The organism is Bacillus pseudomycoides DSM 12442 (genome assembly GCF_000161455.1).
Lineage (GTDB): Bacteria > Bacillota > Bacilli > Bacillales > Bacillaceae_G > Bacillus_A > Bacillus_A pseudomycoides.
On record NZ_CM000745.1, the window covers coordinates 4816958 to 4842584 of the forward strand.

Below are 25627 nucleotides of genomic sequence, written 5' to 3' on the forward strand. Positions count from 1 at the left end.
TATTAATACATGAATAATTTTATTGTTTGAGCTATAACCTCTGAATGAGGAGAGTGTAATAATTGATAATGATTTGACCGGATATCTTGAATTTCAAAATTACCATTCACCAATCTTTTCCACTCATTAATATTTAGCCTTGTATCACTTTTGGAATCTTCTGCCCTAAAATACATTATGTTGCCATCATAAACTTTCGGTTGATAACTAGAGAGTGCCTGTAAATTTATTTTATACGCATTGAAGTATGTTACAAATTGAGAAAATTCTAGCCCCTGCAAAAAGCCTTTTTCTTCCAGCTTAATGAATAAATGTTCTAGATAATCTTCTCTTATAATAAATTGTTTTATCTGTTCCTCTATCTCTTTTGATTCAACGTCCCCTAAAGAATTTAATAAATCATCTAGAAATGACAGAAGGTAAAATTTTTCGTCTTCAAACTGTTCTTTCGGGATTTTTAAGAGGTAACTATCCAATAATGTTAAAGTTTTTATTTTATCACCATTACTTTTCAACTTTCGTGCTATTTCAAACCCAACTACTCCACCAAAAGACCACCCAACAATACAATATGGCCCCTGCTGTTGTACCTTTTTTATTTCCTTAATATAAAAATCTGTTATTTTATCTAGTGTATTTAAATTATTTAATCCACCGCTAATACTCGGTGACTGAATTCCATAGATTGTAAAGTTATCACCTAAAGATTCAATCAATGATTTATAGCAAAATATGTTTCCTCCCACTGGATGAATTAAAAAAAGTGGAAGTGTAGATGTAGATTTACCTGATTGAATCTTAACGATTGAAGATTCTGTGTCACATTCATATTCTTTCCTTAAAACTGAAGCCATTTTTTCCACTGTATCGTTTTTCATAAGTAGCGGGAGAGTTACTTGTTTAAATAACTTCTTCTTAATTAAAGTCATTAATCTAACAGCTAATAGGGAATGTCCACCTAATTCTACAAAAGTATTTCTCACTCCAATTGGTTTCACATGAAGTATTTCTTCCCAGATACGAACTAGTTTCCATTCTAATAAGTCTCGTGCTGGAACATATTCCCCTTGTATGTTTAACATAAAATCAGGGGCCGGTAATTGTTTTCGATCAGCCTTTCCACTTGATGTTAGAGGCATGTTATCTAATATCGTCCAACTGGTCGGAACCATATAATACGGTAAAATCTGTCGAATATACTCCTGCAATTCTTTTATTTCTATATTATCGTTTTGATTTGTCACTAGATACGCCGCTAAATGTCCCATACCCGTTACCATCTCTGTATATAAAACTACACAATCTCGAATAATAGGATGACTACTTATAACAGATTCTATTTCACCCAGTTCAACACGAAATCCACGAATTTTTATTTGGTAATCTGTTCTCCCTTTATACTCGATATTCCCATTCAGTGAATATGCGGCTAAATCTCCAGTACGATATAACCTCTCTTTAGAATTCGTACTAAATGGAGAAGCAATGAATCTTTCCTCCGTAATAGCTGGTTGTTGATGATATCCTTCTGCTAAACCTACACCACCTATAAATAATTCTCCTGTTACACCAATTGGTACAGGTTGTAACTCATTATTCAAAATATATAATTGAATATTAGAAATTGGTTTTCCAATAGAGACTATTTTATTTTTATCATCTCGTATGCATTTCCAACAGCTTACATCAATAGCAGCCTCGGTTGGACCATATAAATTAAATAGATCGCTTTCTGATTTGGCAAAAAAACGCTGTTGCAAATCAAAAGGTAAAGCTTCGCCACTACATAAAACTCTTTTCAAACTAGTACAATTCCCTATATCTTCTTCTATAAACTCTTGTAACATTGATGGAACGAAATGAACTGTACTTATATTTTCCTCTTGAATAATGTTTACTAGATAATTTGGATCCTTGTGCCCATTCGGTTTAGCAATAACCAAACACGCTCCCGTTATTAAAGGCCAGAAAAATTCCCATATCGATACATCAAATGTATAAGGTGTCTTTTGTAACACTCTATCGTTATTACTCAATTTAAAATAATCTTGTTTCCATAATAACCTGTTACAAATGGCACGATGGGATACAATAACTCCTTTAGGTTTCCCAGTTGACCCAGAAGTATACAGCATATATGCCATGTCTTTTTCTGATACTTCAACATTAGGATTCTTTATAAAACGATATGCAGCCATCTCACCTTTTTCCTCAATACACTTTATTCTTTGAGTAGAGGAAGAAATTTTCTCTTTTAGCCTCTGATTAGTAATTAACATAGATATTCCTGAATCTTTTATTAAATCCGCTATTCTATTAACCGGATTTTCAGGATCCATCGGTACATAAGCTGCACCAACTTTAAGAATTCCAATTAAACTAATTACCATTTCAATAGACCTGTCTAAACAAATTCCAATAAAGTCACCTGGTTTTACGCCAGATTCAATTAATTCATTTGCAAAATTATTTATCCTGTTGTTCATCTCTCGATACGTCAAAGTTTCTTTTTCAAACTTAAGTGCTATTTGTTCTGGGCTTTTTTCTACTTGGAATTCAATTAACCTGTGAAGTATATGATCTTCCTCATATAATACTTGAGTATCATTCCATTCTTTCATCAATTTCATTTCTTTTTCAGATAAGAAATGCTTACTTTCATGATTTCCCTTTGGATTATCTACCATTGAATTTAGTACTTTTAAATAATAATCACCTATTAATTCAATTTGCTCCTTACTAAACTCTGCCATATCCCATCTTAAATCCATTCTAATATCCGACGTAGATAAATCTTGTCCAAATTCTACACCAAATGGGAAGCTAGTATTTGCTATTCCATCTTCTTGTAATATCTCAATATCTTTCAAATCAGAAACAGACTTGTACACATGAAAATTGGTAAAGTTAAAAAATGTTTCAAACAGCATATCTCCACCACAATCTTGTTGAATTTGAGAAACTGGATAGCGACGGAAATCTAAAGTTTCTTGCTCTTCTTTAAATGTTGTTTTTATTAAATCTATCCAAGTACCTCCTGAAACATTAATTCTTATTGGCAAAGTATTTAAAAATAGCCCTAATACTTTCTCACCATCTTTTTCTTCACTTCTACCATTGGATACTACCCCTGTAACAATATCTTGATTCCCACTTAGTATAGAAATTACTTTAAAATGAGCAGCAAGTAATATACTTTTAACATGTACTTTTATATTCATAGCTAAAGATTTGATAGCATTAGATAATTCTTTTGGAATATTAAACTCTACTAATTCCATCTTGGATTCCATCTCGACGTTATTCCAACGAGGCATCTTCGAAAATGTCATATTAGTTAGCTTATTTATCCAGAATTCTTTCTGTTTCTGATCATGTAATGCCTTTCTCTCTAATTCCAAATAATGTTTGAATAATACTTTGGGTTTACTGTTTTTATCTGTTCGTTCTTTTTTAATTTTAGATTGATATAAACTAAATAATTCAGTTTGCATAGAAGCAACACTCCAGCCATCTAAGATAGCATGATGCTCTATAATCGACATCTGTATAACATCGTCAGAAAGTTTATAAATCCTGACTCTCAAAAGAGGTGCTTTCATCCAGTCAAAAGAAGTAATTGTCTCGTATTCAAATTCTTTATTTAATTCTACATCCTGATCTTTTTTGTTCAAATGAGTCAAATCAACAAACTTTATAGGCAGTTCAACTTTATGATGAACTATTTGCATAGGTTCACTAAAATTTATAAAGTCAAATGATGTTCGTAAAATTGGATGTCGTGATAACAATTCTTCAAATGCAAAAGTCCATGCTTCTTCCTCATAAGGCGCTCTGATCCTAAAAGTTGAAATGTTGTGATATATAGGTGTTATGCTTGACAGTTCGCTATGGTACAACATTCCTTCTTGAAGTTTTGTTAATGGGTAAATATCTTCTACATTGTTACTTATTTTTTGCATATCTTTTTTAGAGATTACTGGTAAAGACTCAATTAATTGTGTCGAAAAATTACTTTTCTTTCTAATATTTGGTGCTAATTTACGAATAGTTTGATGCATAAATATATCTGCCATGTCAACAGTGTAACCTTTTTCTTTTATTAATGATAAGATCTGAATACTTTTAATTGAATCTCCACCTAACTCAAAGTAATTATCATCAATTCCTATAAGTTTTTGTTCTAAGACATTTGACCATATTTCTGTTATTATCTCTTCTACTTCATTTCTCGGCCCTATATAATCTTCTTTATTAACCGTAACTTCACTAATACTGTTTAACAATTGTCTTCTATCGATCTTACCGTTACTCGTGAGTGGAATTTGCTCCAAAATCATAAATTGCGAAGGTACCATATAATCTGGAAGCGTTTCTCTCAAGAAGTCTCTTAATTCTTTACTTTTGATATCGTTTGAAGAAGTAACATATGCTAATAGTTTTTTATTTACGTCACTATCTTCATTTACCACCACAACAGCCTCTCTTACTTTTGGATGTGAAACCAGCTTTGATTCAATTTCCCCTAACTCAATACGAAACCCCCGTATTTTCACTTGATTATCTATACGTCCACAATACTCAATTTCACCGTTTAATAATATTTTCCCCAAATCACCTGTTCGATATAATTTTTCTGGCTCTTGACTAAAAGGATTATCTATAAATCTAGTAGCAGTTAATTCTGGTTTATTTAGATACCCTCTTGCCAATCCTGCTCCTCCTACAAAAAGTTCACCCTGTACACCAACCGGTACGGGTTGCATATATGCATCTAAAACTAAAACATATAAATCTGGAATTGTGATACCTATCATGCTTTTGATATTTTTCTCTATATCTTCATATGTTATTGGCCTATAAGTAACATGAACAGTAGTTTCTGTAATTCCATACATATTTACCAACTGTGGCACTTTATCTCCATACTTTTGAATCCAAGGACGTAACAATCTATATTCCAGTGCTTCACCTCCAAAGACAACTTTTCTTAAACTTAGCTGAGTAGGCGATAATAACCTCTTTTCATCTATCTTAATTAACTGATAAAAAGCTGAAGGCGTTTGATTCAAGATGGTAACTTTTTCTTTAATAAGTAAATCGTAAAACTTCTCAGTATCTCTACTAACCCAATAAGGTACAATAACTAATTTACCACCATAGAGTAATGCTCCCCATATTTCCCAAACTGAAAAATCAAAAGCATATGAGTGAAATAAAGTCCACGTATCATTTTCATTAAACTGAAACCACTTGCTTGTTGATGCAAATAATCTAGTAATATTTTCATGTGGTATTAGCGTACCTTTTGGATCACCCGTAGAACCCGATGTGTAAATGACATAAGCCAAATTTCCTGGATGTACGTCACTATTCAAGTTTTCTTTACTTTCTTTACTTATTTTTAACCAATCCTTATCTAACAAAATCTTATCTATATTTTGTGTGCAATACTCATTGCTCAAATCATCTTGAGTTAATAGAAGGTTTATTCCTGAATCCTGGATAAAATAGTCTAATCTCGCCTTAGGAATTGTTGGATCTATTGGTACATAAGCTCCACCAGCCTTTAATATCCCTAATATCCCAATGATAAGGTCAATTGATCGATCTATACATAACCCTACCATTATTTCCGGACCTACTCCCTTTTTTCGAAGATAATGAGCTAGTTGATTAGCTTGTTGATTTAACTCTTCATAAGTTATAGTCTGATCTTCAAAGATAATGGCTATAGCATCAGGAGTTTTCTCGGCTTGCTTTGCAAATATTTCATGACTACATAAAGATGTATCTTGTTTTTCTATAGATCTATATAGTAACTCTCTTCTCTCACTTTCTATTATGAATTGTAATTCATTTATAGGTTGATCTGGATTTTGGACAATATTGGCTAGTAATGTCTGAAAATGAGCAGACATTCTATCAATAATTTCTTGATTAAATAAATCTGTTTGATATTCCAATACCCCTACCAAACCATCAACTGTATTTTCCATATCTAATGTCAATTCAAATTTCGCTGTTCCTGTATCTATCTTAATAGGTTGAATTTCTAATTCAGTTAAATTCCACTGTATGTCGGGTGTATTTTGCAATACAAACATTGCTTGAAATATCGGAGAATGATTCAAACTTCGAGTAGGATTTAACTCCTCTACAATTTTCTCAAAAGGAATATCCTGATTATCATATGCCTCGATAGTTACATTGCGTACTCTTTTTAATAATTCTCTAAAAGTAGGATTGTTAGAAAGATCTGTTCTAATAGCAATTGTATTTGCAAACAAACCAAGCGTTTCTTCAAATTCAATTCTGTTTCTATTTGCAATCGTAGTTCCAATTATTATATCTTCCTGTTGTGAATATTTACTTAAAAGTATATTAAACGCTGTAAGTACACCAATAAATAACGTACTATTCTCTGTCTGGCATAATTGACTGATACCTTTTGATACATCAAGAGGTATTGTAAATTGAGTGAAACTCCCTCTATTACTTACAATTTTTGACCTAGATTTTTCTGTAGGCAATTGCAATACCGGCAAATCATTACCAAGTTTTTCTTTCCAATACGCTAATTGTTTTTGCCAATGACTTTTTTCAAATTGTTCTTCCTGCCATCCAGAATAATCGGCATACTGAAATTCTGGCTCCGATAAAGGGAGTTCTTCATCTACTGCAAATGATTGATACAACCTGAATGTTTCATTAAACAAAATGCTTACAGACCATCCATCGGAGATAATATGATGCATATTAATTAATAAAAAATGAGTTTCTTTTTCATCTGTTAATAATGTAGCTTCAAAAAGTGGTCCTTTGTTTAAATCAAACTGTTTTCTTGCTTCTACTTCCATATAAGCATTAGCTTCTAACTCACTTCGGACTAATTTTATTTCTAATTTAAATTGAGAATAAGGTCTAATTATTTGCATGACTTCATTTTGAATCATACTAAAATGTGTTCTCAACGCTTCATGTAAGTTCACCAAAGTATTTAAGGCTCTTTCTAATGCATCTTTATTCAAATTCCCCTTCAAAGATACAAACATCGGCATGTTATATACAGAAGAATCAGATAAAAGTTCATTTAAAAAATATAATCTTTTTTGAGCAAAAGATGCTGGAAATGTATAGTACTCCTCAGTGGTTACTACTTCATTCGATTTATCTGTCTCTTTTTGAAACACCTTATTTTTCTCCTTCCACATTATAATTAGTGAACATTGGATCTTTGATTATAACTTCTCTATTGTAATCGATGTAAATCCCTTCTTCTCTTCACAATTTTTCCCTCATTTTTTTCTAGTCCCATGTTTTTAATGACTTTTTCTAATTGAGATATTGTTGGATACTCAAAAATATTTTTCAATGGTACATCTATTCCAAATAATGTTCTAATTCGCGATATAACTTGAGTCGCTAAAAGAGAATGACCTCCTAAATGAAAGAAGTTATCATTCATACTAATCGATCTAAGATTAAGAACATCCATCCAAATATTTGCCAACTTCACTTCAATTTCATTCCTAGGTGAAATTTGTACATCTATTTTAATTGTTTCTTCTTTTGGCTTTGGTAATGATTTTCGATCTATTTTTCCATTAGGGCTTTTTGGCATCTCTTTTACTAATACAAAATAAGACGGAATCATATAGTTCGGGACTCTCTTCTCCATATACTCCTTTAATTTATAGGAATTTATTTCCTCCGTTATCTCTCTTGTTTGAATATAGGCAACTAATTGTTTTTGCCCCTCAATTACATCATCCCTTAAAATCACTATTGCCTTTTGTATATATGAATGCTGTTCTAGTGTTTTTTCAATTTCCCCAAGTTCAATACGGAATCCCCTTAATTTAATTTGATTGTCATATCGATCTAAGAAGACTAATTGTCCATTTGATAATAACTTTACTTTATCTCCAGTTTTATACAAACGTTTCCCTTCTTTAAATGGATGTTTAACAAAATGTTTTTCATTCTTTTCATGAAGGTTTAAATAACCAGGCGATAATCCAACTCCACCAATATACAGCTCACCCGGCACTCCAATAGGTACTGGTTGCATGTTTGAATTCAGGACATAGACTTCCGTATTTGCAATAGGCCGTCCAATTGGCAATTCAGTTACAACTTCATGGTTCCATTGATTTTCGGGCTTGTACACAGTTGAAGCACACGTTGTTTCTGCAGGACCATAGATAATTAAACAAGGTATTTCCCCAGAAATTTCATACCATTCCTTATACGTTGCTAATGAAACTTTTTCTCCTCCGACTAAAATCATGCGTAAAGATGAAGGCAATAGCACTTTTTCATTAGATATTTCTCTAACCCAAAAATCCCAATAAGCCGTTGGAATACAGATACTAGAAATTTTATTTCCTTCAATCCAATCCGAAAATTCATTAGCAGATAATACATTATTCGGACTTAAAACTAAGGTACTTCCTTTTACAAGCGTCATAAAAATATCCATAACTGAAAGATCAAAACTAATACTTGTATATTGCCCTACTCTATCATCTTTTGTAAATTCACAAAAATCAGTCATGTAATGAATGAAGTTTACTATAGATTGATGTTTAATTGGAACTCCTTTTGGTTTCCCCGTAGAACCAGAAGTATAAATAATAAAAGCCAAATGTTCAGAGTGATCTTGTTCTTCTAATTTTTTTTGAACTGACTCAGTTAAATCAACTTGATCTGGTACATTTTCAAAAGTAATTACCTCTTGCTTATGTTGTAAGAAAATATTCTCATATTTTAATGAAGTTAAGATTACCGATGCTTGAGAATCCTTAATCATATAAGATAACCTATCTTGCGGATAACTAGGATCTAGTGGGACATAAGCACCGCCTGCTTTTAAAATCCCTAAAATTGAAACAATAAAGTCGATAGAACGATCCATACAAAGTATTACTGGAGTATTAGGTCCAACATGTTTTCCTTTTAAAAATCGGGCCATTTGCTCCGCTTTTTCATTTAGTTCCCAATAAGTGATAGATTTATTTTGATACATTATTGCTGTATGATTTGGTAACCTTTTTACGACTTCTTCAATTAACTTATGCACACACATCTTTTCAGGAAATGGATATTCAGTTCGATTCCAATCCACTATTACTTTTTGCATTTCCTCAGTACTTAGCATTTGAGTTTCAAGAACCTTCTGATTAACGTTCCACACGATTTCTTCTAATAAAATTAAATAATGATTAATAAACCTTTGAATTGTATCTCGCTTAAATAGATCTGAGCAATAATCAACCACACCTATTATTTGCTCTCCTTTTTCTTCTAATGACATACTTATATCAAAAAGTGATGTATTTCCCTCTATATTAATAGATTGGATACTTAACTCTGTAATTTTATCAACGGTCGTAATTGGCTTATTTTGAAAAGCAAACATTACTTGAAATATGGGCGATTTACTTAAATCTCTCTTAGGTTGTATTTCATTAACTAGCTTCTCAAATGGTATATCCTGTCCTTCATAAGCTTCTAAAGTTACTTGTTTTATATTATTTAATAGCTCTTTCCAGCTCATTGACGAATTTAATTTTGTACGTAGCGGTAATGTATTCACAAAGAAACCAATTAAGTTTTCAATATCTTTGTGATTTCGATTAGCTATAGGAGTCCCAACTATAAGATCCTCTTGTTCTGTATACCGAAACAATAATCCTTTAAAACCAGTTATTAGAGTCATAAAAAGTGAGACACCATGTTCTTGACTAAACGTTTTTAATTTCGCAGCTAAATTTTCCTCGATTGCAAAAGAGAGCTGATCTCCTTTAAAGGATCTTGTTTGAGATCTCATATAATCGCTTGGCATATTTAATATAGGAAGTTCACCACTTAATTTCTCCTTCCAATATGCTAATTGTTTCTGTAAATTACCCCTTTTTTGTTTTCTTTGCCAGTATGCAAAATCTTTATATTGAATAGGTAATTTAGGTACATGAGAAATCGTATTTTTACCATAAGATTTATAATAACTAAATAACTCTTCCCCAAATAGTTTCATAGACCAACCATCTGTCACAATATGATGCATACTAACAACTAAAATATATCTGTTTAAATCTAATTGATATACTTTTGCTCTAATTAAAGGACCTTCTGCTAGATTAAAAGGCTGATTTACTTCTTCTGCAGCTAACTGTCTAGCATATTCAAAAACCCTATCGTTAGATATATACCGTAAATCAACATATGAAACTGGTATATATGATTCTAAAGCAATCACTTGAACGGGGGTTCCATCAACTTCTTGAAAAGTTGTTCTTAATATTTCATGTCGATTAACAACAAAATTCAAGCTCGCTTCTAGTAAGGAAATATCTACTTCCCCTGTAATTTCAATTGAATAGTCTAAATTATATACAGAATTTCCAGGCTCCATTTGATCAAAAAACCAAATACGCTCTTGTGAGAAAGATAAAGGGCATTCCTTTTCCTTCTCTATTGATAGGATTTCATTATTTAATATAAAACGTTCTTTTAAAAGTTCTTTATCTAGTTGCTTACAGTAATATTTCAAAACCGGATATTCAAATATTCCACGAAGAGGTATTTCAATATTAAATTTTTTTCGGATACGTGATATAACTTGGGTCGCTATAAGAGAATGACCCCCTAGGTGGAAAAAGTTATCTTCTCTACCAATATGTTCGTAACCAAGTACCTCACTCCAGATTAGAGCCATTTGTTTTTCAGTTTCTGTTTCAAGTATATTTGCTTCAGAATAATTAAGCTTTTTCAAATTAGGATCTGGTAAGATAAGACGATTGATTTTCCCACTAGGAGTTAAAGGTATCGCATCCAATTGTACATAAAATCTAGGAATCATATAATCTGGTAACTTATCAACTAAAAATGATTCTATTTCTTCATTTTTAATTTGTTTCATTCCATCTGTAACATAATAAGCAATAAGATAAGGATAGCCTGATGCATTATTTTTCGATTCAACTACTACTTCTTTTATGCCTAGAAATTGATTTATTATCGATTCAATCTCACTAGGTTCAATTCTGTATCCCCTAATTTTTAATTGGCTATCAATTCTACCCAAAAATTGAATATTACCATCAGATTTATAACGTACTAAATCACCAGTTTTATACATCTTTTCATCTGATTCTAAACAAAAAGGATTTTCAATAAATTTCTCTTTCGTTAATTCTGGTCGATTTAAATATTCCCTGGCTAAGCAATCCCCAGATATATATAATTCCCCCACAACACCTAGGGGAACCAATTTCAAGTTTTTATCCAGCACATATAGCTTAGTATTACTTATTGGTCTACCAATTGGTGGCAGATTATCCTCTTTATCAACATCCAGTATAGTATATGATGTAACAACATGAGTTTCCGATGGACCATAATGATTATGTAATACACAATCTTTAATACCTTTTATCCAACTACGAATCTTAGGAGTAAGTTTTAACTGTTCACCTGTAACAATAATTTCTCTCAAGTTAAATTCTAACGGGTCAACATTATTAGAGACTTCACATAATTGTTGAAATCCAACATAAGGGAAACTCGCTCTTTCTATTTTTTGTTTTAAGATTAGTTGCAACAACAAATATGGATCCCTTATACATGATTCATTAGGAATAACTAATGTTCCGCCTGAATTAAATGTTGAAAAAATCTCTAAACAGGACATATCAAAATTCAGGCTAGAAAATTGTAGTGAATTAACTTTACCGGGATAAATCCATTTCTTATCCTGCCACTCAATTAGATTAACTATAGCTTGATGGGTCATTCCAATGCCTTTTGGTTTACCAGTAGATCCTGATGTATAAATTAGATAAATTAGATTTTGAGGATTAACATCGTTTTTTACATTTTGATCTGTTAAAGTCAATTGATCCCAGATTTTATCCAAATAAATTTTATTTACAGCATGAAAATTTGAATATCCATCCAGTTCGCTATGCATCAATATATGGAATAGATTAGATTCTTTACTAATATATTCTAAACGTTCAACCGGATAATTTGGATCTAAAGGTACATACATTCCTCCCGCTTTTAAAATTCCAATAACTGCAATTACCATATCTATAGACCTTCTCATATAAATGCCCACACCCATATCAGGGCTTACACCTTGTTGTTTTAAATACATAGCAAGAGCATTTGCACGTCGATTCAATTCTCTATATGTGATTTTTTGATCCTCATAAATAATTGCCACATCGTCAGGATACTGGTTCACCTTTTCTTCAAATAACTGGTGTAGACATTTCTCATCTGAGTATGTGGATGTTGTTTCATTCCATTCATCTAGTAAAAGATTCCTTTCTTCTTCTAAAAGAAAAGAAATATCTTTGATGCTTAAGTCTGGGTTCCTCACAATTACTTCGGTTAGCTTCTGATAGTGTCCTATCATTCTATCTATCGTTTCCTTATGAAATAAATCTGTATTATATTCGAGTATCCCGTATAACCCCTCATCCTTTTCTACAAATTCCATCTGAAGGTCAAATTTTGCCGTTTTATTATCAAAATCTATAAAATTAGTTTGTAATCCCTTAAAAGCTATTTGATCTGGTGCCTCATAAAAATTAAACATAACTTGAAATAACGGGTTTTTATTCAGATCTCGCTCGGGTGCTAACTCTTCAACAATTTTTTCAAATGGTAAATCTTGATGGGAATACGCATCTAAACAAACCTTTTGTATGCGTTCTAGCAATTCACGGAAGGTTAATTCCCAAGATACATCTGTTCTTAAAATAAGGGTATTAGCAAAAAATCCAATAATACCTTCTAATTCCTTATGGCTACGATTGGCAATAGGAGTTCCTACCAGAATGTCATTCTGATTAGAGTACCGAGATAATAGCAATTTAAAAATTGCTAAAAGGGTCATAAAAATAGAAGCTCCTTCTTTATTACTCAAGCTTTTTATCTCTTGATACACATCCGAATTTATATAGAACGGAACAATTGCTCCATTAAAGCTCTGTTCTTTTTTTAATTTGTCATAAGGTAATGTAATCGGATGAATATCACCGTTTAACTTGTCTTCCCAATATCTTAGTTGACGATCATATTCTCCACCTTCCAATAATTCTTTCTGCCAAAAAGTATAATCCGCATATTGAATCGATAATTTAGATAAGTTATTTAAACTTTTGTCTATATTACTTTCATAAAGAGACGAAAGTTCTTTAAAGAAAACCCCTGCAGACCATCCGTCAAAACAAATATGATGAACATTAAAAATAAAATAATGATTTTCATTATCTAAAGAAATAATTTGAGCACGAACATTAGGTCCCTTTTGAATATCAAAAGGAGTTTTTATGTCCTTTTCAATTATTTCCAAAGCCACTTTCTCACGTTGTTCTAATGACAAATGATTAAGATTTATGTCTGGAATATCAATTTGATACTCTTCTTGAATAACCTGAACTGGAGTTCCATCAATTTCTTGAAATGTAGTTCTCAAACTTTCATGCCTTTTGATTAGCATCAAAGTACTTTTCTTTAAATTTTCAATATGAAGATTACCTTTGAAATGAATAACATAAGGAACATTATAAAAATGATTGTTAGGATATAATTGGCTTAAAAACCATAGACGTTTTTGAGCATATGACAATGGAATCGTTCCTTCTCTCGGATATGGTCTTATCTTTTCGCTAGAATCATTACTGGTTCCTTGAAGCAACTTTCGAAGTAAATTTTTTTTTACTTCGGATAATTTATTTTCACTTGATTTCACTACTATCTCCTCCTCATTAGACTCAAATGTTTTTATTTAGCAACTCATGCGCTTCTTCATCAGTCATATTTTCAATTTCCTTAATTATTTTAATTTCTAATTCTTCTGATAATTGTCTAATTGTTGGTTTAGTAAATATTTCTCGTAATGGGATTTCAATTTTATATTGTCTACGAATACGTGATACTACTTGTGTAGCTAATAAGGAGTGACCTCCCAAATTAAAAAAGTTATCATCTACACCTACATCATCTAATTTTAAAAGCTCTTTCCAGATATCCGCTATTACTTTTTCTACCATTGTCTCCGGTGGAGCAAATATTACATCATGAACATACATTTGTCGTTCTACAGCAGGTAGCTTTTTACGATCAAGTTTTCCATTTGCATTCAGAGGAAATGCATCAAGAAATAATAAGAATGAAGGAACCATGTATTCAGGCAATTCATTCTTCAGATAATTCCTTATTTCTTCTGTCTCTAAATTTTGAGGTGACAATTGTTTGCTTGGAATAACATAAGCTATAAGCCTTTGTAACTCCTCAGTTTCTTTTTGTAAGACAACTACTGTGTCTTTGACTAAGAAATGTTTAAGTAGTGTTGCTTCAATTTCTCCTAATTCTACACGCATCCCACGAATTTTAACTTGATTATCATCTCTTCCAATAAACTTAATTGAACCATCTTGAAGAAAATATCCACGATCTCCAGTCTTGTACATTTTTTCATCTTCTACAAATGGATTTTGTATAAATACTTTCTTTGTTTTCTCTTCGTCCTTTAAATATTCTCTCGCTAATCCAACTCCTGCTAGATATAAATCGCCCGTTACACCAATAGGAACCGGCTGAAGGTATTCATCAAGTATATATACCTCGTTATTATCAAATGGTTTTCCCACACAGACAGCTCCATGATCTTGACTATCCTTAAAATTACACGTGTAAATAGTTGAATCAATTGAAACCTCTGTTGCCCCCCATGTATTATGTAAATTTCCCGGCATCTTTTGATAGAATTTTTCTACTGTTTTTGGGGATAATGCTTCTCCACTCGATATACAATTTCTCAAAGAACTAAGATACTTTCGATCCTCAAGATGTAGTTCATCAAGTACCATATTTAACATACTTGGAACAAATTGAAGATGAACAGTATTATAAAGAATAGCTGCATTAATTATTTCCTTTGGATCTCTATGCATTCCTGGATTCATCAATGCAATTCTTCCTCCAGTAGTTAAAGGCCAAAAAAATTCAACTGCCGAATCATCAAAAGTTAAAGTAGTTTTTTGGAGCACTGTTTCCCCAAACTTCAAATTAAACTTATTCTGCATCCAATTAATACGATTTACCCAACCTTTGTGAATATTAGCAACACCTTTTGGCTGACCTGTTGATCCGGAAGTGTAATAAACAGAGACCAAGTGTTCCGGAGTAACAGCTACTTGAGGTTTCTCATTGGATACCTCATTCATATCATTCCATTCAGAATCAAGAAAAATAATTTCAGCTTCTTCTATTGAGAGATTTTTTTGTAAAGATTTTTGTGATAAACAAATATCACATCCAGCATTACTTATAATTTGCCTTAACCGGGCATTTGGTGCCTCCGGATCAAGCGGTAAATATGCACCTCCAGCCTTTAAAATACCGACTAATCCAATTACCAATTCAATTGACCTTTCAATACAAATTCCGACCACCTTATCTGGTCCAACTCCTTTTTTCATAAGAAGTTGTGCTAACTGATTAGCTTTCATATCTAGTTCTTTATATGTTAATTCTTTTGTACCAAAAACTACGGCGCTTAAATTAGGAGTTTTCTGAACTTGTTCTTCAAAAAGTTCATGCAGACATTTATTTTTCGGAAATGAAACTTTTGTTTGATTCCACATTTTTAACTGTTGGTGTTCTTCTTCTGCTAGCATTTCCAATCTAGAGATTTCTTTTGTCGGATTAGATAGAATATCTTTTAGTAACACTTTAAAATTATCTATAAAACGCTGAATTGTTACTGAATTAAATAAATCTGTATTATATTCAAATACTCCATCGTATTCTCCATTACTTTTTTCAGTTAAAAAGAGTGTTAGTTCATACCTTGAAGTTTTATTATTTATTGGAATTGGTGATACAGACATCCCTTGTAAATTTAAATTTTCTTCTAATTTATTTTGGAAAGAGAACATAACTTGAACTAAAGGAGCATGTTTCAAATCTCTCTTAGGTTGAAGTTCCCTCACTAATATTTCAAAGGGTACGTCTTGATTACTATAAATCTCTAAACAACGTTCTTTCATTTTGTGTAAGAAACTTACAAATGTTTCATCTTTTTTATAGTGACTTCTTACAATCATTGAATTTACAAAGAAACCTATAATATTACTTAAATTAGGATAATGACGATTTGCAATTGGAGACCCTACTAGGATATCTTCTTGACCAGAATATCGATGTAACATAAGATTGAACACTGCCATCATAAACATGTAGTCAGAGACTTCATATTTTTTTGTTAATTCTTTTACTTTTTTTACTAAATCAGACTCTAAAGTAAAATATAATTTATCTCCATTATATGTTTGCTCTACTTTTCTAGGATAATTTATTGGCAGCTGTAATACAGGTAGTTCGCCCGACAGTTCACTTTTCCAGAAAGAAAGTTGTTTTTCTAAAACACCATTTTCTAGCCACACTCGTTGCCAGTTAGAAAAATCAGAATATCCAACAGGCAACTCTTCAAGGTCACAAACTTTATTCTTAGAGTAAGCATCGTATAAAACTGCTAGCTCTTCAAGGAAAACTACAGTTGACCAGCCATCTGTAATAATATGATGCATATTCAGATAAAAAATCCATTCATTATCCTTTATTTTAAAAATCTTTACTCTTAATAATGGAGGAATTTTAAGACTAAATGGTTTCTGAGCATCTTCTAATATAACTTTTTGAGCTGTACTCTCTTTTTCTATTTCATTACTCAAATCTATAAAATCTATATTAAGGCGGATTGAATCCTCAATATTCTGAACGGGCTGCTCATTACATACTACAAAATATGTTCTTAAAGATTCTTGTCTTGCAATAATTTTATTTAAAGCTAACTCTAGTGCTTTAACGTTTAATTCCCCATGTAAACGAAAAGCTATTGGTTCATTATAAGCTGCCTGATTTAAATCCATTTCTTGTAGTAACCACATTCTTTCTTGAGCATAAGACATTGGTAGCTGTTTATTACCACTTTGAGGTGTTATACTTTCTTTGTTTTTTATACTATACGAATTATGTTGAAAATAATTAGCTAAATTAGATACACACTTTAATTCAAATAATAATTTTAAAGGAACATCCTGATTTATCGAGACACGAATCATACTCATTACTTGTGTTGCAGATATAGAATCTCCTCCAAGATCAAAGAAATTATCTCTAGTCCCTATTTTTTCTACATTCAACACTTGAGAAAAAATACTGGTTAATTCCTTCTCTAAATCTGTTTGAGGAGCGACATAATCCGTTTCTAATATAGGCCGAATAGTATCTGGAATAGGTAATGCCTGTTTATCAATTTTGTCATTTTGATTTAAAGGAAATCTGTCTAATATATAGATATAATGCGGACACATATACTCGGGTAAATAATTTTTTAAATGTCCTTTTATTTCATTAGTAGTAACTGATTTACCTTCATGTAAAACTACATAAGCAACTAGTCTCTTTACACCCGGTATATCTTCACGTAAAAGGACTATCGATTCTTTTACATTTGATTCTCTTCTCATTACGCTTTCAATTTCTTCTAACTCGATTCGAATACCTCTTATTTTAATTTGATTATCTACTCGACCAGCAAATTTAATCGATCCATCTTCTCTGTAATATCCTTTATCTCCTGTTTTATACATTTTTTCTCCTAGAAAAAACGGATCATCTATAAACATTTGTTCCGTACGTTCATGATCATTTAGATACCCTTTCGACACTCCAACTCCACTCACATAAAGGTCACCTACTTCTCCTTTACATACAGGTTGATATTTTTCATCTAAGATATATACACGTACATTATCAAATGGTTTTCCTATACTAATAGTACCCTCTTCATTTCTATCTTCTTCTGAACAAGCATGTATCGTAGCATCAATTGAAACCTCTGTAGCGCCCCAGGTATTGTATAGTATGCCAGGCATCTTTTCCATATAACGTCTTACAATACTAGGAGTAAGAGGATCAGCACCAGCAAAGACCCCTTTTAAATTCGATAATTTTAATCTATCATTCTCCTCGACTACATCCACTATTCTGCTTAACATACTTGATACAATGTACATATATTTTACTTTATATTGAATTAATGCATTTACAATTTCTCTAGGATCACGATGTAATCCAGGTTCCATTAATGCAACTGTCCCCCCAAAAGCAAGCGGCCAAAAGATTTCTATAGACGAATCGTCGAATGCTATTGTTGCTTTTTGTAAAACGGTTTCTCCTAATTGTAGGGGGTAGGCTCTTTGCATAGAATTAATTTTATTAACATAGCCTCTATGTATATTTCCTACACATTTTGGTTTTCCTGTTGTACCGGAAGTGTAATAAACTGATACAAGTTGCTCTGGTGTCATAACTATACTAACTTTTTCAATAGACATTGTGTTTAGAATATCCATAATTTCATCCATAAAAATATAGTCAGTTTCAAGGGTAAGAGGGAGACTAGGTTTCAATTCTGATTCAGAAAAACATAATGGAGCCTGTACTTCACTTAAAATTTGTTTGATTCTAGCTTTTGGCGCATCTGGGTCAATAGGTAAATATGCACCTCCTGCTTTCAATATTCCCATAAGTACTACAACTAAATTAATAGAACGATTCATACATAAGCCTATTGGTGTATCTTTACTAATGTTGTATCTTTGTAAGTATTGTGCAATTTGATTTGATCGCTCTTCTAATTCTCTATATGTAATGCTTTCTTGTTGTTTTACAACAGCTATTTGGTCAGGTGTTTTTTGAGCCTGATTTTCAAATAATTGATGCATACATACTAAAGGATAATCTGCTTTTGTTTTTTGCCATTCCATTATGTTTTTATAATCTATATAATCTTTCAAGAATTCTCCCCCGTTCCTTCTTTAAAATTCTGAATAAATCTACCTAACATAAGTTCTATATGCGTTCTTTCAAAGGATTAATTTGAATCCCTCTAATAGCTTTTACCATTCTTTTTTTAGTTTCATCATGTGTTAAACCAGTTACCATAACAAACCCTAATCTATCAGAAAATGATTTTGGTCTATGAATTTGCATACCTACTTCTACATCTAATGTCACGTTCTCAACACCATCACTGGCGCTAACTTCTTCAATCCCTATTATCTCTTTTATAATTTCATCCTTTTCACTTAAGATAAATTGAATACCTGCATATCTTTTGATGTCTAAATCGAAATGAGAAGGACCAGTTGTAAAGCATCTTACTTGTTCCTCAATCATATCAATATCAGTTACAAGACGTATTAACTCCGGAATCATACCACCTGCAAGCCTTGCATTAATCTCAATAATTTTACAACCGTCTTTTGTCCATTTAACCTCAGTATGTGTTGCTCCATTTTTCACCCCAACAACTGACAATGCATTTTTTACGGTTTCAAAAATCACCTTTTTTATTTTGTTCGATATTAAAGCTGGAAAAATATGTCCCTCTTCAACAAAATAAGGTCGACCTGTTACAAATTTTTCAGTAATACCAATCACTGTATGTTTCCCTTTCCAGGAAATCATTTCAACACTAAATTCAGGAGCATCTATAAATTCTTCAACAAGAACCATTGAAGCTGTTTTTTGCCCCCTGCCATTTTTAGTTTTTTGTAAAATTAATTTTACTTGTTCAACTGCCTCAGCAAAAGAATTACATAATAGTACATTATTAGAACCGCTTTCATCTACGGGTTTAATAATACAAGGTAAACCAATTTCCGTAATAGCTTCCTGAAGCTGTGCTTGTCCATCAATAATTTTAAAATGGGGTTGACCAATACTGTTTTGGTTTAAGCATTTTCGAGTGAGAGATTTATCTCTACATATCTGCATGCTTTCTATAGAATTCCCTGGTAAATTATATATAGTAGCAAGTTTTGCAACCGTTTCAAGATAATATTCACTTGTTGTTAAAATACCAGCCAATTCCTGATGTCGAATTTCAAAATTTATAGAATTTTGTATATCACATATCTTATTTGTATCGCAAACAATGATTTTACATCCTGTATCTTCAAGTCCCAAATAGCGATCCGGTTTATTAGTCATTAATATTGGGATGAAGTTCATAGAGTAAGCCTTCTTTATGGCCATCATTCCAGTTCCAGTTGTATTCGACTCAATGAATAATAACTTTTTTTTTGTCATTACTCTTCACTTCCTTTAAATTTGAATAAGACCAAGAGGATACTGTTGTTCCATATGAAACAAATTTCGGATCAAGCGGGAGACCAATATTTTGTATTCCGTTTTTTTCACGATAATCTTCGTTAAAAATCGTATGTACATAACGATCCCCTCTATCTGGAAAAACTGCTAAGATGTTTACTCGATTATCCGTTTGTTTACTTATCCATCGTGCAACTGCATACACAGATCCAGAACTATTACCTGCAAAAATTTGTTCACTATTAGCTAACTGTAAAGTCGCTGAAAAAGCCTCTTTATCACTAAGCCAATGAACCTCGTCTATTATACTGAAATCCACATTTGGTGCTACTAAGCTATTTCCTAACCCTCCTTGTAATCTACGAGGATAATCTGGTTGACCAAAAATCACACTTCCAACAGCATCCACAGCTACAACTTTTAAGTTCTTATTTTTTACTTTTAGTCCTCTGGCTATACCAGATATTGAACCTCCACTTCCTACCGAACATACCAATATATCTATTTTCCCTATATCATGTACTACTTCTTGCACCAATTCATCATAAGCCAATGGATTATCAGGATTCTCATACTGTCTAGGCCAGAATGCATTAGGGTATCGTTCTAATAAAGAATTAAGTTTTGTTAATCTGGCTCCTTGCCAACCTTTATTGTCCATTTTTTCCACAATATGTAATTTACAGCCGAGTGAAATTAACTTTGCTTTTGTAATAATATCAATACGTGGATCGGTTACAATATGCACCTCGTGATTTAATGCCTTACCAACTAAAGCAACCCCACAGGCCATTGTTCCAGATGAACTTTCTATAATAGGGGCATTGGGTTTTAATATTCCTGTTTCTTTGGCTTTCAAAATAATTCGTTTTGCAACTCTATCCTTCATACCAAACGGATTTAACATTTCTAATTTTCCAAAAACATTACCTTCATCCATTTTATTATTTACTTTTAATTTTACTAATGGTGTATTTCCGATAGCGCTTATCATTTGATTAACACCTCATTGTGTATATTATCAGTACTCTAAAATTTATAATATGCCAAAAATACTCTTTTGAACGACGATAGCGAAAAATCAACTGTCGACTAACATAGTTTATACAATATCTGTACAAACTCTTAAAAGGATGTAAATGTAATTAATCAAATTCATTTGTTTTATCTAACATACAAGATAAAAGATATATATTTAGACACAATAGTGATAATTTATTAAACAATTGCCGGCAATTAAGTTGAAAAACCCTAACCATTAAAACTGAAGTTATAATTAGAATATTGGTTTTATCCCATTGATTAAATTTATTTATCATATTTGTGATACTGATTTTTTAATATACTCTTCTCTTTTATCCCATTGTTTCTCAATATCTTTATAACGTTTTTCTTGTTCATCCATAAGTATTTTTATATCGTTTGGGTTGGTCGAACCAATGGTTTTTTTATTTTCAATGTTATGTGTAACATCAAAAGCACTCTTTAATTGCTCGCTTGTGAGTTTAATTTGAAGTCCGTGTTCTAAGCCGATTCCCTTAAGTACACCTATATCTATATGTTCTGGTCTAAAACCAGTTTCCATCATTTTCAATATATATTGCCCAGCAATAACTTGAGCACGACGGTATGGTATTCCACTAGATAAAGTAAGCTTATTAGCTAAACTAAAACCACCAAAGAATTCCTCAGTACAAACATCTAACATTCTTTTTTCATTAAATGATAGATTATCTACAGTAGTTTTAAGCAAACGAATTGTCGATTTAAAAGTCTCAAACATTGTAATAACATGAGTACCCGCCTCTTTAGAAGTTTCTACCAAATTAGAGTAAGCTGTATTGCGTTGTCCTAACACAAAGTCAGAATAAAATGCGTGAAGATGCGCTGTTTTCCCCCTTATTCTCTCAAAGATAGGAAAATTTTTCTTTTGGGGCATTGCAGATGATATTCCTGACAATTGATCTGGTAAATCAATAAATTTATATTCACTACTCCCCCATTGTATTAAATCTGTAACAAATCGACTTAAAAAAACACCGAAATTGGATAGTTCTGATGAGATTTGTAAAGTCCAATCACGTGAGGCTACTGCAATTAAAGCATGGTTACGAGGTTCTGAAAAACCTAAAAGCATAGCCATTCTATTCCTATCCCATTCAAACTCTCCACCAGCCATAGCACCGGCACCAAGTGGACATTTATTCATTTCATCATAAACACCTAATAACTTTTCCATAACTAACAATATTTGTTCATTTACTGCAGTTAGATAGAAACCTAGTGTAATAATTTGTGCAGCTTGATAGTGTGTGTATCCAGGCATAGGTAAATATACTGTTTTTTTTGCTAGTTTATAAACAGAGTTTGAAAGGTCCCTCATTTCCTTTATTACTTGTAATAATTGTTCTCTCCCAAACATAATCTGTGCACAGGATTGAAAATCATTTCTACTACGATCAATATGCCATGCTGGTACCTCTCCTTCTAGATTTTGTTCTACAAATCTCTCTATTGCAAAAGCAATATCTGACATATTAGCCGTAGGATCTGGGTTAATACTTTCTTTTGTTACTTTATCTAAAATTTTCATTATCATTTCTTTATTCTCATTAGTAATTAATTCAAGACGTTTATATTCCGTAAGCAATACTTTTTCTATAGCGACATAATACAAAAGATAATACTCTAATTCATAAATAAATTGTGGCTCTAATACTTCTTGATGTAGTACCTCACTAGGACCTATTTTTATTCTTCCTGTTAAATTCACTACCTTCACCTCAGATTCCCTAAATTATCTTATTTAGCATTTATCCTATTCAGTTTTATTATCACGTCTAGCTCTTTTTTATTTAAAAAGTAATTTATTTAAAAATATATTATGTTGAAACAAGCTATGGATGCTTTTAAAAATCAATAAAACACATTAGTAAAATATATTTCACTTCTATTCAAATTAACATAACTAAGCCTTTCTTAAGGCTATTTAAATAACAATGTCAAAATCAAAAAATATGTACTTATCTAAAACTATTTGTCTTTTTTCATTTTTTTCAAAAAATGGATTTTTCATCTATATATACTCTTTGTAAATCATTCTAGTAAATCAAGCAATACTATTTTCGTTTTATCAATAATATTCAAACTTTTCAGTTTTAACTTTCGATACTCATAAATCAAACTCTTCTCTGCATTATCAATATCGACTATTACCAAAACATACATTGTGTTATAGGGAGAATTATTAATTCTGAAATTAGTAATTAAAAGTTCATTTGCACTTTATAGAATTTAATGGTATCAAATTAAACTAATCACGCGTTAGAAACAATAGAAAGGCTATCTCTTGTCAAGATAGCTTTTCTATTGTTTCTGATTTTTTTGTTTAACTACATAAAAAGAATAAGGACACTGATTTGTTAATTTATAAAAATGTCCCAACAAACAAACCCTATTGAGACATTTTATTGGACCTAATATAAAGGTACTTTATAGCACCCACGTATGACTTGTTTCAAAACAAAATATTAGAATAAAAAAATTGGTTATATACGATTCAGTTCTTTTTCATCAGTGCGTTTTCAACCTTTTAAAGAAAAAACATTATTAAAATTAAATATTTAAAGCCAGATCATCCATCTATTTTTATTTTCTCAATACCTAAATAACAATATAAAAAAATAGACAAGGATTATGGTTTTGATACTGGTATTGGTACTACAAAAAATTTTAAAAATGCTTTTGGACGCTTCGGGACATTGCTAAAAAAAGTAAGAAAAAAGAAATAAAATTGTTAGTTGCATGACATACAATAATTGTACTATAGTGAAATTTAAAATTCGTGGTAGCAAATGAGGTCATATGTAGTACAAAAAGGATAGATAAGGTATATATTTTCTACTTATCTATCCTTCTCTTTTAATAAAATGAATTAAGCTAGTTCATTATGACTCACTTCATTACCTCATATATACTCTCGGCATGATATGCTTCACAAATATAAAATACACATTTACAATCACTTATAATTTGATATTTTCTCGTTGGATATATACTAGATTGTAATAAGCAGCCATCAAACAATTCAATAATATTTCCAGAAGGCTGATATCCTTGATATAGCATATTCTTTCTTACTTCCATCTGCTTTACTAGTTTTTCAATAGGGACGTTTCCATCTTCTAATTCTTTCACAATTTCATTTGGTAAAAGTGAGGTATCAGCAAAAATTAAATTCTCAGATAACACCTTTTCTTTATAACTAACGGAAGAAACTCGGTACAGGAATGCTCCCTTTTTATCAAAAAAGGGTTTTACTTCTTTTGGAATATATTCCCTATCTATTATTTCTTGTTCAACAACATTGAACTGAACTGTATCTTTCACAATATTTTCTAACGATGTAATTGATGATGTTTCTTCAGAAAACAATAAACCTTTAACCACTTTAACTGCTGTAGCATCAGCCAATTCTCTTCTTCTATTTTCCATTACTAACATGACTAACACCTCTTCTATATTTATATAATCTAGCAGCCACTCAAGCGAACATATTCCTAAACTTACTTCATACGAAAAATATCAGTAGGTAACTGTTCTATTATCGATTATTGATACACACCTTCGTCAATTGAAGAATTACTATCCATTAACGAAGGAGAAGTCTAGTACTCTGTAAAAGTGTTCCTGCATCAAACTGCCTCATTTCTATTACATCTTTGTTTAATAAAGCTATTGAAGCAACATAGCCTGAGCCAGGTTGCAAATTCATCAAAGTTGTAGTCTCAACAAGCTGTGACTTATCCTGAAAAACAAGGAGTTCCGGTAAATGATCTGGAGTTGATACAGTAAGATTAGAAGGTGACATCATTAACCCTTCTCCAGTAGCCTTAAGTATCGCTTCCTTCCGCGTCCAATATGTTAAAAACCCTTCAATTCGCCTTTCAATTGGCAGTTGCATTAACTGAGCAATTTCTATATCTGTTAATACTCCTACTGCCATCTTAAGTACATCAATATTAGAATTTATTTGTTCTACATCTATACCAATAGGTGTAGATGTTGTAAACGCAACAGCAACTCGTTCTCCTGAATGTGACACAGATAGCTGCGGCATGCCTACAGGTAATTGCGGACGTCCATGCGCTAGCTTACAAACTGAACAGGTTCGATCGATTGGTACTTGAAGCGGAGACATTGCGAGTTGTTTTCCTAGTACCAATCGACTAATTGCACATCCAATCATAAATCTTGCTCGGTCCTCAGAATGACGGAACAAATTTGCTTTTTCACGCTCCGTTTCATTTAATAAACTATAGTGCCAAGATTGCAAGTCTGAAATTCGCGCCCACCATACTTGACAGTGATGACTTCTTAACTCTGGTACTGAATCTACAATCTCCCAATCTTTCATAAAAAT

At 31.8% G+C, this 25627-nt stretch carries 8 protein-coding genes; all 8 read right to left on the reverse strand.

Annotation, left to right across the window (positions count from 1 at the left end; translation table 11 throughout):
* Positions 1-2 precede the first annotated feature (2 nt).
* The 8 genes from BPMYX0001_RS24515 to BPMYX0001_RS24550 all read right to left on the reverse strand — a co-directional run bounded on the left by BPMYX0001_RS24515 (position 3) and on the right by BPMYX0001_RS24550 (position 25621).
* Positions 3-7193, reverse strand: coding sequence for an amino acid adenylation domain-containing protein (locus BPMYX0001_RS24515; RefSeq protein ID WP_050774421.1), 7191 nt, complete (start codon positions 7191-7193; stop codon positions 3-5).
* 59 nt (positions 7194-7252) lie between these two features.
* Positions 7253-13771: a non-ribosomal peptide synthetase gene (locus BPMYX0001_RS24520; RefSeq protein ID WP_006096884.1), complete on the reverse strand. Its 6519-nt coding sequence runs from the start codon at positions 13769-13771 to the stop codon at positions 7253-7255.
* A 22-nt stretch (positions 13772-13793) separates the two neighbouring features.
* Positions 13794-18887, reverse strand: coding sequence for a non-ribosomal peptide synthetase (locus BPMYX0001_RS24525; RefSeq protein WP_139358595.1), 5094 nt, complete (start codon positions 18885-18887; stop codon positions 13794-13796).
* 55 nt (positions 18888-18942) lie between these two features.
* On the reverse strand, positions 18943-20184 hold the full coding sequence (locus BPMYX0001_RS24530) for an ATP-grasp domain-containing protein (protein ID WP_033799312.1): 1242 nt from the start codon (positions 20182-20184) through the stop codon (positions 18943-18945).
* Complete coding sequence (locus BPMYX0001_RS24535; protein WP_006096887.1) at positions 20156-21199, reverse strand: cysteine synthase family protein; 1044 nt, start codon at positions 21197-21199, stop codon at positions 20156-20158. The genes BPMYX0001_RS24530 and BPMYX0001_RS24535 overlap by 29 nt, the downstream gene beginning before the upstream one ends.
* A 321-nt stretch (positions 21200-21520) precedes the next feature.
* Complete coding sequence (locus BPMYX0001_RS24540; protein ID WP_139358596.1) at positions 21521-22978, reverse strand: argininosuccinate lyase; 1458 nt, start codon at positions 22976-22978, stop codon at positions 21521-21523.
* A gap of 1181 nt (positions 22979-24159) precedes the next feature.
* Positions 24160-24708 carry a hypothetical protein gene (locus BPMYX0001_RS24545; protein ID WP_006096890.1) on the reverse strand — a complete coding sequence of 183 codons (549 nt, stop codon included), beginning with the start codon at positions 24706-24708 and terminating at the stop codon, positions 24160-24162.
* A 148-nt stretch (positions 24709-24856) separates the two neighbouring features.
* Complete coding sequence (locus tag BPMYX0001_RS24550; protein ID WP_006096891.1) at positions 24857-25621, reverse strand: 4'-phosphopantetheinyl transferase family protein; 765 nt, start codon at positions 25619-25621, stop codon at positions 24857-24859.
* Between the last annotated feature and the right edge of the window lie 6 nt (positions 25622-25627).

Coding starts and splice junctions, on each gene's coding strand:
- BPMYX0001_RS24550 (WP_006096891.1), bottom strand. CDS start 25,621: ATGAAAGATTGGGAGATTGTAGATTCAGTACCAGAGTTAAGAAGTCAT.
- BPMYX0001_RS24535 (WP_006096887.1), bottom strand. CDS start 21,199: ATGATAAGCGCTATCGGAAATACACCATTAGTAAAATTAAAAGTAAAT.
- BPMYX0001_RS24530 (WP_033799312.1), bottom strand. CDS start 20,184: ATGACAAAAAAAAAGTTATTATTCATTGAGTCGAATACAACTGGAACT.
- BPMYX0001_RS24545 (WP_006096890.1), bottom strand. CDS start 24,708: ATGTTAGTAATGGAAAATAGAAGAAGAGAATTGGCTGATGCTACAGCA.